The sequence below is a fragment of the uncultured Pelagimonas sp. genome (assembly GCF_947498515.1).
Classification (GTDB): Bacteria; Pseudomonadota; Alphaproteobacteria; order Rhodobacterales; family Rhodobacteraceae; genus Pelagimonas.
The window spans coordinates 38,608-54,885 of record NZ_CANMKO010000007.1 but is presented as its reverse complement, the minus strand read 5'-3'; the positions used below and the strand labels follow the sequence as shown (position 1 = coordinate 54,885).

Here is a 16,278-nt window from a genome sequence, read left to right as displayed (position 1 = left end):
CCCATTCGGGTGTTCCCCCGGGATATTTTGGGAAAGAAGAAACCAGGGGTGTAAGCCCACTGGAGGAGGACGCTATGACCTACGATCCGATTGACTATCTGCCCTATGACTTTGCCAACCGGCGTCATATTGGCCCGTCTCCTGTTGAAATGGAGGCAATGTTTGACGAATTAGGTGTTCGTGATTTGGACGAGCTGATTGGGCAAACTGTGCCTGAAAACATTCGCCAAACCGAGCCTCTGGACTTTGGCCGCCCGTTGTCCGAACGGGAGTTGATCCACCGGATGCGGGTCACTGCCTCGAAAAACAAGGTTCTGACGTCGCTGATTGGTCAAGGCTATCACGGCACAGTGACCCCTCCGGCGATTCAGCGGAATATTCTGGAAAATCCGGCGTGGTATACGGCCTATACGCCCTACCAGCCCGAGATTTCACAAGGGCGCCTAGAGGCGTTGTTGAACTATCAAACCATGGTCAGCGACTTGACCGGTTTGGAAATTGCCAACGCGTCGTTGTTGGATGAGGCCACAGCCTGTGCCGAAGCGATGACCATGTCGCAGCGCGTGGCCAAGTCGAAAGCCAAGGCGTTTTTTGTTGACGAAAACTGCCACCCGCAAAACATCGCCGTGATGAAAACGCGGGCCGAACCCCTAGGCATTGAGGTGATTGTTGGATCGCCTGATGACCTTGAGGCCGATAAGGTTTTCGCCGCGATCTTCCAATATCCGGGTACCCATGGTCAGGTCCGTGATTTCACGGCCGAAATGGAGGCTTTGCATGCCAACAAGGCCATTGGGATTGTCACTGCTGATCCGCTGGCCCTGTGTCTGTTGAAAGAACCGGGTGCAATGGGCGCGGATATCGCCGTTGGATCGACTCAGCGATTTGGTGTTCCAGTTGGTTATGGTGGCCCGCACGCGGCCTATATGTCCTGTCGCGATGCCTTTAAACGCGCCATGCCGGGGCGGATTGTTGGGGTGTCGATTGATAGCCATGGCAACCGGGCCTATCGCCTATCGCTTCAGACCCGCGAACAACACATCCGCCGCGAAAAAGCGACCTCGAATGTCTGTACCGCACAGGCGTTGTTGGCTGTTATGGCCGGATTTTACGCGGTGTTTCATGGGCCCCAAGGGCTTCGTGCCATCGCGCAGCGTATTCATCGCAAAACGGTTCGGCTGGCCAAAGGGCTTGAGGCCGCAGGTTTCGCCGTGGAACCCAAAGCGTTCTTTGACACGATCACCGTTGATGTGGGCTTGCTCCAGCGCGGCGTTCTTCAAGCTGCAGTTCGCGAAGGCATTAACTTGCGTCGTGTCGGCAAAACCAAAGTGGGCATCACTTTGGACGAACGGACCCGCCCCGAAACCATCGAAGCAGTTTGGCGGGCCTTTGGCCTTGTGCGCAAGGACGACGATTACACCGCCGAATATATGCTTCCCGAAGGGCTGATCCGCGAAACGGATTACCTTCAGCACGATGTGTTCCACATGAACCGTGCTGAAACCGAGATGATGCGCTATATGCGTCGCCTCGCCGACCGCGATTTGGCGTTGGATCGGGCAATGATCCCACTTGGGTCTTGCACGATGAAGCTCAACTCGGCGGCGGAAATGATGCCAGTGAGCTGGCGTGAATTTTCGATGATCCACCCTTATGTTCCACTGGATCAGGCGCAGGGCTATGCCGAGTTGATTGGCGATCTAAGCGATAAGCTATGCCAGATTACCGGTTATGATGACTTTTCCATGCAGCCGAATTCTGGTGCGCAGGGAGAATATGCCGGGTTGCTGACCATTCGTGATTGGCAAACCGCACGCGGCGAAGGGCATCGCAATGTTTGTTTGATCCCGACAAACGCCCACGGCACCAACCCGGCAAGCGCGCATATGGTTGGCTGGAAAGTTGTGGCGGTGAAATGTGACGACAACGGCTCCATTGATGTTGCCGATTTCCGCGCCAAGGCGGAAAAGCACTCGGAAAACCTTGCCGCTTGCATGATCACCTATCCCAGCACGCATGGTGTGTTTGAGGAAACCGTCACCGAAGTGTGTGAGATTACCCACGAGCATGGCGGTCAGGTCTATATCGATGGCGCGAATATGAACGCCATGGTCGGGCTGTCCCGTCCCGGTGATCTGGGGGGCGATGTGAGTCACCTGAACCTGCACAAGACGTTCTGCATTCCGCATGGCGGCGGGGGTCCCGGCATGGGACCAATCGGGGTCAAGGCGCATTTGGTGCCGCATCTTCCGGGTGATCCGCAAACCGAAAACGGCGCAGTGAGCGCGGCTCCGTTTGGGTCGCCGTCCTTGTTACCAATCTCATGGGCCTATGTGCTCATGATGGGGGGTGAAGGCCTTACTCAGGCGACGCGGGTCGCGATTTTGAATGCCAATTACATCGCGAAACGGCTCGAAGGGGCCTATGACGTGTTGTATCGCGGCACGGACGGGCGCGTGGCGCATGAGTGTATTCTTGACGTGCGCCCCTTTGCCGATAGTGCCGGTGTGACCGTTGAAGACATTGCAAAGCGTCTAATCGATTGCGGATTCCACGCACCAACCATGAGCTGGCCAGTGGCGGGCACCTTGATGGTTGAGCCGACAGAATCCGAAACCAAGGCCGAGCTGGACCGGTTCTGTGATGCGATGCTGGCGATCCGCGAAGAAATTCGCGCCATCGAAGACAAGCAGATTGATCAAGAGGCCAACCCTCTCAAATTTGCTCCGCATACAATGGAAGACTTGGTTCGCGATTGGGACCGTCCCTATTCTCGAGAACAAGGGTGTTTCCCACCCGGTGCCTTCCGAGTCGACAAATACTGGCCACCCGTGAACCGGGTCGACAATGCCTATGGAGACAGGAACCTGATCTGTACCTGTCCGCCGATGTCGGATTTCGAAGACGACTAAAAAGAAAGCCCCGGAGAATTCCGGGGCTTTTGCTTTAACTATCGGCGCTGTCGCCGTCTGGGTCCTGATCCGCATCAGGTTCTTGGGCGGGTTTGTCGATCAGGAAATCAAACATGTCGCGAACCCGGCCCCATGTTTCGACATTACATGCCGACAACAGGTACCCCTCGCGGGTGTCGCCACGATATTCGGAGCCATCCAGCATTGCCACATGCGCCCCGGCCTGACGCGCCGCAACGACGCCAGCGGGTTGATCCCAAGGGGTCAGCTTGGCGGATAGGATGAAGTCAACATTGCCCTGCGCCAGCATGCGGAACTCGTGGAGCGAGCAGCGCAACGTGTTCACGCGCGAAAACCGGGGGTAGGTTGCCGCCATGTCGGCTTGTTTGTCCTCTGGTAGCAGAGATAGCGGGACGTAGCCCTTGAGCGTTTCAATGGGACCACCGTCAGACGTTTTGACCTTGCGGCGCATGCCGCGCGGGCCGACGAGAATTGTAGGTGTCTCTTCGTCCGCGATGATCACATCGTTCATGACCGGATCGTAAAGCAGACCCATAACAGGCTTGCCAAACCGCAAAATAGAAACGAACACGCCAAAACACGTCAGCCCATTTGCATAATTCCAAGTGCCGTCAACGGGATCAATGGTAAAGCAAAGTTCCGCCTCGGCGATTTTGTCGATGATTTTGGGGTTGTCGGATGCGTGTTCTTCGCCAACCACCAAAGCGTGCGGGAACATGCCCAAGACGCCGCGGGTGATCATCGCCTCAGCGGCTTTGTCGGCATCAGTCACCAAATCCTGAGGGCCGGATTTGGTATCGATTTGATGCGCACCCAATTGGCGAAAGCGCGGCATGATTTCGGCTTTGGCCGCGCGGCGCACCAAGTTCAACAACTGAGTGCGCTGGGCTTTGGTCAGCGGGGCGGTAATCGGCATAGGCAGGGAATCGGTCATGGGTCCGTCCGGTAATTGCTGCAATTGCAAAGTGATTGCCAGCCTCCGCCAGCTGATTCAAGGTGACTATTCGCGCGTTCGAAGCACTGATGCAGGCCTTTGCGCCAATGGTCGCCAGGCAAATCCAAGGCCAGCAAGCAAAGTTGCGAAAATGCCGCCCACGATCACACCAAAGGCAGAGCCCCAAATCACCGTGAATTCGGTTTCCATCACAAATGTTAAAACGGCCCAACCGCCTGCAATGCCCGCCCCAAGGGAAACCAACCCAGCGGAGGCACCCAACAAGGCCGATCGCAAGGTAAAGCTTGCCAAAATGCGCGGGCGCGACGCCCCCAAGGTTTTCAGAACTGCGGCTTCGTAAGTGCGGGCCCCTTCTCCGGCGGCAGCGGCCCCAATCAAAACAAGGAAACCGGTCAAAAGGCTTGCCCCGGCCCCCCAGCGCACAGCGTCGGAAATCCCGGCCAGCATTTCGGAAACCCGATCAATGGCATCGCGTACACGGATCGCCGTGATGTTTGGATAGGTATTGGCCAGATCGCGCAAAATCTGCGCTTCGGCCTCTTCTTCGGCGTAGACCGTGGAAATGAAGGAGTGCGGCGCACCTTGCAGCGCCGAGGGGTTCAACGTCATGACAAAGCCAATACCGGCAGTCGAGAAATCGACCTCTCGGAAACTGGTGATCGTGGCGGTGATGTCGCGCCCTAGAATATTGAGCGTTAGGGTATCACCCAGTTCCAAGCCAAGCTCTTCACCTTCTTCGGCGGCAAAGCTAATCTGTGGCGGGCCGCTATAGTCCTTGGGCCACCATTCGCCTTGTGTGATTGTGAACCGTTCATCCGGTTCAGCGGCGTAGGTGATGCCGCGATCACCGCGCACAACCCAATGTTCACCTGCCACATCCCTAGCATTCTGCCCGCTAATTCTTGTGATGATCCCGCGTAGCATTGGTGCACTGTCGATCCGCGACACCGCCGGGTCATTTTCAAGTCGCTCAAGGTAACCGGACATCTGTTCTTTTTGAATGTCGACAAAGAAGTAGGAGGGCGCAACATCCGGCAAATCGCGGGCAATTGCGCTACGCAGATTGCCGTCAATCTGACCGACTGCGGCTAGAACGGACAGGCCAAGACCCAAAGAGATAACAACCGCACCGGCGCTTTCCCCCGGTCCTCCAATCGCGGCCAAAGCCCATCGCCAAATCGGGCGCCCGCGCACCCGGCGGGCCGACCGGCGGGCGATTGCGCGGATCAACTGTGCCGCTAGCGTCAGGATGAGAAGTGCAGCAAGAATGCCGCCTGCGGTCCAAATTGTCAAAAAGGCGTTGCCGGAGAAGAGCATTGCCGAGCCAACCAAAAGCCCAAGGAGGATCAGCGTCGCGATGATGTATCTTGCGGCAGGGAGGCGGTTAGCACCTTCCAAGGCGTCACGCATCAGTGTCGCAGCACGCACTTCCTCGGCGCGGGCCAAGGGCCACAAGGTGAACACCAAAGCGGTGAGCACGCCATACAGAGCGGCCTCGGCCAAAGGGCCGGGATGAAGGGTGAAAACAGCTGGAATAGGAAGCGCCGCGCCGATCAACGGGCCTAACAGAATGGGTACAAGCCCACCAAGGAGCAGACCAATGGCGATGCCAACCAAGCTTAGGGCACCAATTTGTAGGAAATAGGTTTGAAAAATCACGGCTCGGGTCGCGCCCAATGTGCGTAAAGTCGCAATGACAGATGTCTTGCGGGCCAAATACGCGCGTACCGCCGCCGAGACACCAACGCCGCCCACGGCAAGGCCAGACAGGCCGATCAGAACAAGAAAGCTGCCAAGTCTGTCAACAAAACGAGCAACCCCCGGGGCCCCATTTCGCGCGTCGCGCCATTTTAACCCGGTACGTTCGAACTCGGCCTTGGCTTTGTCAGCAAGGGCATCAAGGTTGGTGCCCACGGGAAGCGTCATGCGGTATTCTGTGTCGAATAGCGAACCGGGGGCCAAAAGCCCGGACCCTTCTAAGGCCTTTGTCTTAACGATGGTTCGGGGCCCAAGGCCAAACCCATCCCCGGCATCATCGGGTTCGCGCACAAGAATTGCGCTAAGGGTGAAATCTTGGGTGCCCAATCGAAAAGCGTCGCCGGGAGTCAAACCTAGGCGATCTGCCAAAGCCGGAGCCATGAGCGCACCTTGGCCTGACAAAGCATCTGAGATTGCCATCGGTGGGTCCAGAACGACGTCCCCCAATAGCGGGTAATTGTCGTCCACAGATTTCACCTGTGTGAGCGCCCGTTCGTCGGTGCCGTCATGGTCAACAACCGCCATCGATCTGAAATCTGTCACTTCAGAGATCGAGTTTGAGATGCTTTCCAACCACGCTCGCTCGGTTTCATCTGCAAAGCGGTAGGTGAACTCTGCCTTGGCATCGCCACCTAGCAACACAGCCCCTTGTTCGGTCAAGCCGAGCTGAATAGCAGATCTGACCGATCCGACCCCGGCAATCGCGGCCACCCCGAGGGCAAGGCAAGCAATGAAAATCCTGAAGCCATGCAAGCCACCACGCAATTCCCGTCGGGCGAAGCGGGTTGAAATACGCCAACTCATTCTGCAGCTTTCTGTGCAGGGTCGATCAGCCCATCATTCAAGCGAATGGTTCTGTCACACCTCGCGGCAAGTTCAGGCGCGTGTGTGACAAGCACAAGCGTCGCGCCGTGCCGTTCGGATAGGCCGAAAATCAAATCCATAATGGCTTGGCCGTTCTGACCATCAAGGTTACCGGTTGGCTCGTCCGCCAACAAAATGTCAGGGCGCGGCGCAAGCGCACGCGCGAGTGCGACACGTTGTTGTTCACCACCCGACATTTGAGCCGGGTAATGATCGGCCCGATGTCCAAGTCCGACAGCGTCAAGCTCAGCTGCGGCTCGTTCAAAAGCATCTTTTTTTCCGGCCAGTTCCAGAGGTGTTGCCACATTTTCAAGGGCAGTCATGGTCGGGATCAAATGAAAGGATTGGAAAACAACGCCCATGTGGTCGCGCCTAAATCGCGCTAGTTGATCTTCATCTAAGGCGGTTAAGTCCTGGCCCAGTGCTGTGACCGTCCCGCCGGAGGCCTTTTCCAACCCGCCCATAACCATCAAAAGAGACGATTTCCCGGAACCAGAAGGGCCAATAAGTCCCAAACTTTCGCCTTTTGCGACGTCTAGGCTAATTCCATGCAAGATTTCTACCTCTCCGGCATTGCCTCGCAGGCGCAAAGTGACATCTTGGAGAGAGAGTACAGGATCAGGCATGGGGAAAGGTCCGACGATGAAGCGTTTTTTCAGATATGGGTTGCTAAGTACGGGCTGCAAGGCCGCGGTAGTAGGAGTTTTTCTATCGGCGACCGCCGCAGTTGCGGAAACCATAGACATTTTAGCGTTAGGAGACAGTTTAACGCAGGGCTACGGCCTATTTGAGCAAGACGGATTTGTCCCACAGTTGAGAATTTGGTTGGCTGAACGTGGCCATGATGTAACGATTGTAAATGGCGGTGTCTCTGGCGATACGTCGGCAGGCGGATTGGCGCGGGTTGAATGGTCACTGACTTCGAATATTGATGCAATGATTGTCACCTTGGGCGGCAATGACTTGCTGCGCGGAGTTGCCCCAGACGAGGCGCGCCGCAACATTGAGGGCATTCTACAAGTCGCGCAAAAGCATGAGATGGAAGTTCTGCTGATAGGAATGGAAGCGCCGGGAAATTTTGGGGCAGATTACAAAACTCAGTTCGACGCAATTTATCCTGAGCTTGCGGCCAAGTACGATGCTGTCTTTCTCGACAGCTTCTTTGCCGGTTTAGGAGAGAAGCGAACACCAACTGCGGTGGCGAAGTATATGCAGCACGACGGAATTCACCCCAATCCAGAAGGTGTAAAGAAGATTGTTGATGTCGTAGGGCCTAAAGTCGAAACTCTGTTGTCGCGACTTTAGTCATCCCGTTGTCACACCGGAGAAAGTTGCGACTTTGGCGACAGTAGGCAGGCAACTACGGTGCAAAGAGTTGTGAGTGTCCCCATCCCGATCCCACACATGAGGTAAAGAGCAAAAGCAGAGGCGAGAGACATGCCAAAAAACAAGAAACCGACCAACCCGGCAAAAAGTCCTAAAACACTTCCAACTAAAATTGCCACAACAGCCATTTCCTCGCCTCCATCCTGTGCAACGATAGTGCCTCAGGTCTTTCGAATTGATTAAAGCACTTTGAACATGGCGGGATTGTGGCATAGCACCGGCGAAAATGGGCCGCACAGAGAAAATCCGAAACAAAAAGCCGGACCGCAACGCGACCCGGCCTCCTATCAAATTTCTTTCATGACCCTTGGTTAGAGTACAGTTACTTTGGAGCCAATCGGCACACGTTCGTACAGGTCTTCGACATGTTCATTGAGCATGCGGATACATCCATTGGAAACAGAACGCCCAATCGATTTTGGTGCCGTGGTTCCATGGATACGGAAAAAAGTGTCGCGACCGTTTTGGAAAAGGTAAAGGGCACGGGCACCTAGGGGATTGCTTGGGCCGCCCGGTTGAACGTAGTCGGTGCCCGCAAATTTACCGTACAAATGCGGGTCGCGCTCAATCATTTCATCGGTTGGTCGCCAAGTTGGCCACTCTTTTTTGGCACCAATTTTTGCGGTTCCTGTGAATTCCAACCCAGCCTTGCCAACACCTACCCCATAGCGGCGTGCCTGGCCTTGATCGGTCACAAAGTACAAGAAATGGGCGCGTGGAAGAATCAAGATTTGACCCGGCTCGAGGTCTTTTTTGATTCCTACCGTTTGCGGGCGGAATACCGGATCAACTTCGAAAGCGAGAGCGGGCAACGCAAGGGATGACGTTGCGGCGGCGACGAAAGTTCGACGAGTGATCATGGCAGCACTATTCCTAAATTGGTAAACGGCGATCATCTTGCGCAAAATGGCTTGAAAATCAATCCCAGGATCGAGACAAGATGTGTCACGTTGCTGTGTTCAAGCAAAGCTTTGCCAATTGCCAAATGATTCTTCTATTCTTTGGGCACCTGGGCATTGCGACCGGCCAACACAACGCTGATCGTATATGCCGCCGAAGGGCTTAGCCCGGCCATTATGCCGGCTGCCGTGTCTGGCCGCATCCGAGCCAAGAAGCCGGCCGAAAACTCAGGGTCCATTTCTTCAAACAATGCAGCGGCTTGTTTCGGTTTCATATTGGCATAAACATCCGTCAAGCGTGTAATGTCGTCTTCGGCAGCGTTTTGAGCGAGAGACATTGTGGCACGCAACCGCTCTTCAGCATTTATCAAAGCACTGAGCTTTCGTTCAATTTCCTGCTCGGCAACAGAAAGTGTTTTCATTCTCATAGCGATTTCATGTTCGCGCTTTTCTACCTGCGCTTCTCGCTCATTGAGTGCTTTCAGCAATGGAGAAATGTCTTCGTCGGCAATTTCATTTGGGGTAATTTGTTCTGCTTCGTGTTTTTCAGCTACTTCTGTCAAAGCAGCAGTTGGAGCCCCATCGCCGCCTTCACGAGCAAAGGCTTCCCCTGCTCCAACGCCAATTCTAAGAGCAGCAGAGGCGAGCAGCAGGGCTCCAATCGCAGAGAGTGCACCTTTTGCTTTGCGACGGGATCGTTTCTTGTTTCCAGATGATTTTGTCTTAAACATTTTTCACCTCAGTTGCGCTGATGGCGCACAAACACAGGGTCAGCTTTTTCCGGTGTTGTTGCAGGGGGGGCGCTGTGAGTGGTACCGGTTTGCGGTAAATCGTGCATAGACGCCACAAGCAATTCAAGCCTACGGGCCACATCTTCCGCCCGTTCTGTAAGTTCTCCCAACGACTTCGACGAATCCCCCGCACTTTTCTGTGCGCTTGCCAATGTTTTGCTTAGATCGTCAACTTGTGCAGACAAGACAGCAACTGCACCACCGACACCGTTCTCCAAATCGGTAAAACGTGTCAGCCGCTTGGCAAGAATAAAACAGTAGAATCCAGCACCCAAAGCGCCCGCGACAAGCAGAATATCTGCGATCATTTCCATTCCTGTCCCCTTTGTTAGTTTAGTACAAATTCAAGCACCAAAAGGTCGCGAACGCGCCCTTCTCCGGCAACCAGTCTGACTCTACGTAGCATTTGACCACGCAGTTTGATGAGAGCACCTGGAGCTTCAAGATCCCTAGGTTCCAAAGCGCGAAGGTAGCTGTTCAGTACGTCTTGAACTCGGGGCAAAATACCTTCGACTTCAACGGCGTGTTTTTTCGGCACTTCCAAGCTTGCTCTAAATCGCAAGTGATTGGCTTGCGCCCGAGGGCCTAGGGAAATCACCAATTGCGGCACCTCTATAAAGGAGACATCCGGTAATGGCGCAGTTTCGACGGCGTCGTCTTGAGCGTGGTCTTCCGAACCCGAATCATGTGCCGCAGCTTCTTGTCCACCGCCGAGCAGGCCCGATTGCACCGCAAAGAAACCTCCGCCGCCACCGGCCAATGCCAGCACAATCCCAATGATCATTGGAAGTTTAGATGGTTTCTTCTCTTCGACGTCTGCGTCGTCAACGGTAGCATCAGACATATTAAACCTCTTTTCTGTCCGTGAAACCGTTTTGACAGAAATGGGCTAACTGATTGTTAAGCTGAATGCGCCAAAGTCAGAACAACCGAACAGAATGTTTGGAGCGGAGGTTAGTCTTGCAGCAGGTTTTTTCAGTCTGGGGTGCCTTAGGCATTCGTCAAAGAATAGTAGTCATCGGGGCTACATTTGCGATGATTATAGCCGTATTGGGGCTGACTCGTTTGGCATCGGCACCAAACATGTCACTATTATATGCCGGTCTGGAAAACGGGGCGGCAGGTGACGTTGTCAAAGCTTTGGAGGGGCATGGAGTTGAGTTTGATGTTCGCGGTGGAGCGATTTTTGTCCCTGATTCGGAGCGCGACGCACTGCGTTTGACGCTCGCAAGCGAAGGGCTGCCTGCAAATAGCGGTCAAGGCTATGAGCTTCTAGATGGATTGTCAGGTTTTGGCACAACATCCCAGATGTTTGATGCAGCGTATTGGCGAGCAAAAGAGGGAGAACTGGCTCGGACTATTGTAGCCAATCCTGCAATCGCCAACGCACGGGTTCATATTGCAAACAGTAGCGCAAACCCATTTCAGAGAGATGTTACGCCCTCGGCCTCTATATCGGTAACGCCAAGTGGGGGTGCGATTTCTCCACAACAAGCAAGAGCCTTGAAATACCTTGTGTCGTCGGCTGTTCCTGGCTTGGTTCCGGAGAATGTGGCGGTTATCGACGGCAAAGGAGGCCTAATTGGTGCTGATGCTGATAGCCCGACAGGTCCGACGGCGGATGATAAGGCATTGCAACTTCGCGACCGTGTTCAACGACTGATGGAAGCACGCGTAGGTGTCGGAAACGCGGTTGTAGAAGTTAGTGTAGATACTGTCACAGAAAGCGAACTGATCCGCGAGCGTAGCTTTGACCCAGAAGGGCGAGTCGTTGTGTCGACTGACACGGAAGAGCGCAATGACAAAGCGGATAGTAATGGCGGCGGAGATGTAACTGTGGCGTCTAATTTACCTGAAGGAAACGGCGGGAATGCCGATGCGTCTTCGTCCTCCAAGGCAGAGACACGCGAACGGGTGAATTATGAAGTGTCTGAAACTACGAGAGAAATTACGCGTGTCCCAGGTGCTATCCGACGTCTTACAGTTGCGGTATTGGTTAATGGAACATACGAAACCGCGGACGACGGCTCTCAGACATTTATTCCATTGCCGGATCCGGAAATTGAAGCGCTGGGGGATTTGGTTTCTTCAGCCGTCGGTTTTGAAGAAGAGCGCGGCGATCAGATCACTATTAGGTCTTTGCCGTTTGAACGTCCTGAAGGATTGGGAACCGGTCCAATCGAACCCAGTATGTTTGTTGGAAACATCGATACCATGCGCCTATTGCAGATGGGTGTTCTGGCTGTTGTCGCATTGATCCTCGGGTTGTTTGTTGTACGTCCGGTTTTGGCCTCTTCAGGTAGCGGGACGACCGCCTTGCCAGAAAACGCCGTTGGCGCACTGCCATCGACCTTGGATCATTCTTCGCCTGTTTTGGAAGGGGAAATCGAACCTGCTGGTGGCTTTGAGGATTTGCCCATGGTTGCTGATGGCGGTGGTTTCGGCGGCATGGGCATGGTCGATTTTGACATGCCGGATGGTAGCGGTGGAAGTGAAGATCCAGTCGACCGACTTAGAAACCTCATTGAAGAGCGCAAAACTGAAACAGTGGAAATTCTGCGTAGCTGGCTCGAAGAAGACAAAGAGGAAACGTCATGACTTCGCTACACCAGTTATTGGATGACTTTTCCAAAGTCTCAGTTCAAACGCCTGAAATCGCTGCAGTGACATTCAATGAAGCGGATCTCGAGGGCCAGAAACTCGAAGCGTTTGAAAATGGATACCGTGCCGGTTGGGATGACGCTGTCAAAGCGCAATCAGATGACCGAAGCCGTATTTCCAGCGCGTTTGGCCAGCATTTGCAGGATTTGTCGTTTACCTATCACGAAGCTTACAGCCAAGTGATGAATGCGATGGCTCCCTTGCTGGATGAAATGGTCGCGGCTCTGCTGCCGCAAATGGCGCGCGAAACCTTGGGACACCATATAGTAGAGCAATTGCGAAGTATGGCTCAGGAGATTGGGGCACTAAAGGTTGTCGTCGCCGTCGCACCATCAAACACTGAATCCGTCGCCCCGTTGCTAGAGGGGGAGTTTAGCTTCCCTATCCAACTGATTGAGGATGATACGCTTGCGGATGAACAGGCGGACATCCGTTTGGGACAAACTGAAAAACAAATCGATCTTGGAGATCTGATCGCGTCGGTATCCGAAGCGGTCGATGGTTTCTCCCATGACAACCGGAGGAAATTGGCAAATGGATAACCCGCAAACGACCACTAGAACGGAAACGGCGACAGCTTTTACATCCGTTCCGATAGAGATTACCGTTTCGGTAGGTAAAGCGCGTCCACTTGTGCGAGATTTGCTGCAACTTGCGGCTGGTTCAGTGCTGAGCTTGGACAAACAGTTGGATGATCCGGTGGAACTCTATGTTGGTGAAAAACTGATTGGTATTGGTGTCTTGGAGGTGATGGAAGGAGACGGACAAGGTCAGCTCGCCGTTCGCCTGACAGAGGTTTCAGAACTCAACAACTCGGCCTAACCCATGAAGATCTGGACGGTTACATGTGCGGTTTTTTTGACCGTCTTTGCTGTTGCGTTTGGTACAGAAGCAGCGGCGCAATCGCTTGAATTCAATTTGGGTGAGGGTGGGTCTGTATCAGGAACCAGCATACAGCTAATCATCTTGATTACGTTGCTGAGCATTGCGCCTGGCATTGCTATCATGATCACCTGTTTTCCGTTTATGGTTACTGTGTTGGCAATTCTACGCCAAGCGGTTGGATTGCAACAATCACCGCCTAATATGCTTATCGTCAGCTTGGCTTTGTTCTTAACCTATTTTGTCATGGAGCCGGTGTTCACCGAGGCATGGACTCTGGGTGTTGAGCCGCTGATCAACGAGCAAGTCGAAGTCGATGTCGCTGCCATTGAAATATTGAAACCGTTCCGAGTGTTCATGGCGTCGCGTGCCGATCCGGAAACCTACCGTGCCATGGCTGACTTGCGTCCGGATGCCGCTCAAACCATTTTGGAACCAGAGGCACCGCTTTCAGTTTTGATACCCAGCTTCATGCTGTCCGAAGTGGCGAGAGCATTTCAAGTTGGGTTTTTGATCTTTCTCCCTTTTCTTATTATCGACCTCGTCGTAGCGGCCGTTTTAATGTCAATGGGCATGATGATGGTTCCACCGGCCATTGTGTCGTTGCCATTCAAGCTAGCCTTTTTCGTGATAGCGGATGGCTGGGCGCTGATAGCTGGCAGCTTGGTTCGGGGTTATTTCTAGCCGGATCTCTCCCATGAATTGACTGCCCCTATGATCAGACAATCGGTGGATTTAGCTGCTATCTGTGGTCGGACTATCCACTTGGAAATTCCTTCGGCACAGGGTGTTCGTGCAATTTTGAATATGAAGGCCGTCTCTTGGTTTTCCTCAGCGCAGGAGGCCGAGGCCATGCTCAGTCTGAACGCCCATGGACCCAGATCACAAGACCTAGACTCCGATCTTTAATTAACGTTGATGTATTTGGCTCTCTGACTAAGCCGCAGACGCGCTCACCTGTCCGAACAACATAACATGTATTAGGCGGGGCTCATGTTGATATTCCAAGCGGTTCGTCAATCACCAACCAAATCGCCGTTTCGGAAAGGGTTTTAGTTTTCGATTGGCAACGTTTCCGTAGAATCGATTTTGCTTTTTGTCTCGGGGCCAAGGTGGACAAAAGCACGGCCCAAAGATCGATCAGAGGTCGGGCAAGTTGTTTGGCAGAAGTTAGTCCGTTGGAGCAATTTCTATTGTGGTCCTTTGACGATAAGGATTGTCAGGCGAGTAAACAATTGAACCAAATCCGGGCTGGTTAATACTGTTGGGGAAGCTCTGGGCTTCAAGGCAAAACCCGCAGTCAGGGTCGTGGTTCGCCCCTTGTATAGGCACGCCGCGACGCGAAAGATGCTTGGCCGTATAAAACTGCAGGCCGGGCTGATCTGTCCATAATTTCAATGTCATACCGTCCGGAGAAGAAACTTGAGCACTTGGGCTATTTGACTTGTCCAAGACGAAATTCAAATCATACCCCAAGTTTTCCGGATCGGCCTCGGAGAGGGTTTGCACGTGGCGAAAGTCAAACCGGCTATTGCCGACCTGTAGTTTCTCGCCTGTGGGAATGAGCGCTTGATCAGTCGATGTAACATAATTGGCTCCGATCTGAACCTTGTGATCAAGAACGTTGCCCGTCCCGGCCAGATTGAAATACACATGTTGCGCAAGGTTGATGGGCGTTTCACGATCCGGCTTTCCCGTCATCACCCAAGTCAAAGCCGTGCCATCTAGCGTCAATTGAACTTCGAAATCCACGCAACCCGGATACCCTTGATCCAGATGCTCGGACCTTAGCGTCAATGCGACTGACGTTGCGCTGTTCTGATGCAAGGTCCAGTTCTGCCAAGCCAAACCTCCCGGCCCGCCGTGAATGTGGTTTGGCCCATCATTGGCGGGAAGCGGCCAGCGTTTCCCGTCCAACTCAAACGACGCCCCCGCCGTGCGATTGGCTATCCGACCAACGATACTTCCCATGACACAAGGGTTAGTTCGATAGGCTTCGACGTCCGCATAACCCAAAACAACCGGACGGCCATGAACGCGCCAGTCTTGGATGCTACAGCCGATCGACAAAACCGTGATCCGGGCAATTTCGTTTTCAAGCACGGCAGTTTGGATTTTATCGGTCATGGCGTCTCTCTCAAGGCTTTGCCCGAGGCTTAACAGACCAAAACGCAAACACCCAGAGTTACCGCTAACGGCTATTTGCTTTCGGGTTCTTCCGTGACATCCGCGTGCAGGTGCCGTTCTCCTCGGGCGGATGCGAGGGCAATTTGCTTTTGCCGTTCGCGAAAACGCGTTTTGTCGTCCTCAGACGTGTCGTGAACGCAAAGATGGCAGGAGACGCCATGTTCATATTCGGGCCGATTTTTGTCTTCTGGTAAAATCGGTTTGCGGCAGGCATGGCACAACAGATGTGGGCCTTCTTGCAACCCATGCCCGACAGAAACCCGCCCATCAAAGACAAAGCATTCGCCATTCCATGTGCTCTCTTCGGAAGGAATGTCTTCGAGGTATTTTAGGATGCCGCCCTTAAGATGATAGACATCTTCAACACCTTGCTGTTTCAACCAGTTGGTCGACTTTTCGCAACGGATGCCGCCGGTGCAAAACATTGCAATACGTTTGTTGTGAAAGCGATCTTTGTTTCGCTCCCACCATTCTGGAAAGTCACGGAAAGTCGCCGTTTTCGGGTCAATCGCACCGTCAAACGTTCCGATTGACACTTCGTAGTCGTTTCTCGTGTCGATAACCGCGACGTCTGGACTTGAGATGAGATCGTTCCAATCGGCGGGATCGACATAGTTTCCCACGTCAGATGTGGGGTCTACATTGGGCTGCCCCATGGTCACGATTTCTCGCTTTAGCCGAACTTTCATTCTGGCAAAGGGGCGATCTTGGGCGGACGACAGTTTCCATTCGAGGGTGTCACAACCGGGTAGCGATCTGATATGCGCCAGAGTTGCTTCGATCCCGCTTGCCGGGCCAGCGATCGTTCCGTTTATACCCTCTTGGGCCAAAAGAAGCGTGCCGGTGATGCTTTGGGCACGGCATATGTCTAAAAGCGGTTCGCGCAATGCGTCCGGGTTATCAAATCGGGTGAAGTGGTAGAGGGCGCAGACAGTAAACATAAAACCCGGATACGCATTTGT

The 16,278-nt window shown here is 53.7% G+C and carries 15 protein-coding genes; 6 read left to right on the top strand and 9 right to left on the bottom strand.

Going from position 1 to position 16,278, the window contains the following annotated elements:
* The first annotated feature begins 74 nt into the window (after window positions 1-74).
* On the top strand, window positions 75-2,912 hold the full coding sequence (gcvP, locus tag Q1A43_RS13950) for an aminomethyl-transferring glycine dehydrogenase (protein ID WP_299921722.1): 2,838 nt from the start codon (window positions 75-77) through the stop codon (window positions 2,910-2,912).
* 34 nt (window positions 2,913-2,946) lie between these two features.
* Here gcvP and Q1A43_RS13945 read toward each other — a convergent pair whose 3' ends face one another.
* The 3 genes from Q1A43_RS13945 to Q1A43_RS13935 form a co-directional block, all read right to left on the bottom strand.
* Window positions 2,947-3,867, bottom strand: coding sequence for an inositol monophosphatase (locus Q1A43_RS13945; protein ID WP_299936128.1), 921 nt, complete (start codon window positions 3,865-3,867; stop codon window positions 2,947-2,949).
* A gap of 66 nt (window positions 3,868-3,933) precedes the next feature.
* A complete protein-coding gene (locus Q1A43_RS13940; protein WP_299936126.1) occupies window positions 3,934-6,450 on the bottom strand; it encodes an FtsX-like permease family protein in 2,517 nt (838 codons plus the stop codon).
* A complete protein-coding gene (locus Q1A43_RS13935) occupies window positions 6,447-7,136 on the bottom strand; it encodes an ABC transporter ATP-binding protein (RefSeq protein WP_299921719.1) in 690 nt (229 codons plus the stop codon). Before Q1A43_RS13935 ends, Q1A43_RS13940 begins: the two co-directional genes overlap by 4 nt.
* A 16-nt stretch (window positions 7,137-7,152) precedes the next feature.
* On the opposite strand from Q1A43_RS13935, the gene Q1A43_RS13930 reads away from it, so the two are divergent.
* Complete coding sequence (locus tag Q1A43_RS13930) at window positions 7,153-7,815, top strand: arylesterase (RefSeq protein ID WP_299921718.1); 663 nt, start codon at window positions 7,153-7,155, stop codon at window positions 7,813-7,815.
* A gap of 392 nt (window positions 7,816-8,207) precedes the next feature.
* Here the strand turns inward: Q1A43_RS13930 and Q1A43_RS13925 are convergent, their stop codons facing one another.
* From Q1A43_RS13925 to Q1A43_RS13910, 4 genes are all read right to left on the bottom strand, one after another.
* The gene (locus tag Q1A43_RS13925; RefSeq protein WP_299921717.1) at window positions 8,208-8,756 is read right to left on the bottom strand and encodes a L,D-transpeptidase; all 549 of its coding nucleotides are present in this window, start codon (window positions 8,754-8,756) and stop codon (window positions 8,208-8,210) included.
* Between the two features lie 134 nt (window positions 8,757-8,890).
* A complete protein-coding gene (locus tag Q1A43_RS13920) occupies window positions 8,891-9,526 on the bottom strand; it encodes a hypothetical protein (protein WP_299936124.1) in 636 nt (211 codons plus the stop codon).
* Between the two features lie 8 nt (window positions 9,527-9,534).
* Window positions 9,535-9,900: a hypothetical protein gene (locus Q1A43_RS13915; protein WP_299921715.1), complete on the bottom strand. Its 366-nt coding sequence runs from the start codon at window positions 9,898-9,900 to the stop codon at window positions 9,535-9,537.
* A 14-nt stretch (window positions 9,901-9,914) separates the two neighbouring features.
* The gene (locus Q1A43_RS13910; RefSeq protein WP_299921714.1) at window positions 9,915-10,430 is read right to left on the bottom strand and encodes a flagellar basal body-associated FliL family protein; all 516 of its coding nucleotides are present in this window, start codon (window positions 10,428-10,430) and stop codon (window positions 9,915-9,917) included.
* A 116-nt stretch (window positions 10,431-10,546) separates the two neighbouring features.
* Here Q1A43_RS13910 and fliF point away from each other — a divergent pair, with 116 nt between their 5' ends.
* From fliF to fliP, 4 genes are read left to right on the top strand one after another with little or no spacing between them, the layout of a single operon-like run.
* Window positions 10,547-12,184 carry a flagellar basal-body MS-ring/collar protein FliF gene (fliF, locus tag Q1A43_RS13905; RefSeq protein ID WP_299936121.1) on the top strand — a complete coding sequence of 546 codons (1,638 nt, stop codon included), beginning with the start codon at window positions 10,547-10,549 and terminating at the stop codon, window positions 12,182-12,184.
* Complete coding sequence (locus Q1A43_RS13900) at window positions 12,181-12,789, top strand: ABC transporter ATP-binding protein (RefSeq protein WP_299936119.1); 609 nt, start codon at window positions 12,181-12,183, stop codon at window positions 12,787-12,789. Before fliF ends, Q1A43_RS13900 begins: the two co-directional genes overlap by 4 nt.
* Window positions 12,782-13,069: a FliM/FliN family flagellar motor C-terminal domain-containing protein gene (locus Q1A43_RS13895; RefSeq protein ID WP_299921711.1), complete on the top strand. Its 288-nt coding sequence runs from the start codon at window positions 12,782-12,784 to the stop codon at window positions 13,067-13,069. The genes Q1A43_RS13900 and Q1A43_RS13895 overlap by 8 nt, the downstream gene beginning before the upstream one ends.
* Before the next feature lie 3 nt (window positions 13,070-13,072).
* Window positions 13,073-13,813 (top strand): flagellar type III secretion system pore protein FliP, encoded by a 741-nt coding sequence (gene fliP, locus Q1A43_RS13890; RefSeq protein ID WP_299936116.1) that lies wholly within the window; start codon window positions 13,073-13,075, stop codon window positions 13,811-13,813.
* 486 nt (window positions 13,814-14,299) lie between these two features.
* Here the strand turns inward: fliP and Q1A43_RS13885 are convergent, their stop codons facing one another.
* Window positions 14,300-15,256, bottom strand: a complete 957-nt coding sequence (locus Q1A43_RS13885) for an aldose epimerase family protein (RefSeq protein WP_299936114.1) — start codon at window positions 15,254-15,256, stop codon at window positions 14,300-14,302.
* 71 nt (window positions 15,257-15,327) lie between these two features.
* Entirely contained in the window at window positions 15,328-16,257 is a 930-nt protein-coding gene (locus Q1A43_RS13880; RefSeq protein ID WP_299936111.1) for a rhodanese-related sulfurtransferase, read from the bottom strand.
* Between the last annotated feature and the right edge of the window lie 21 nt (window positions 16,258-16,278).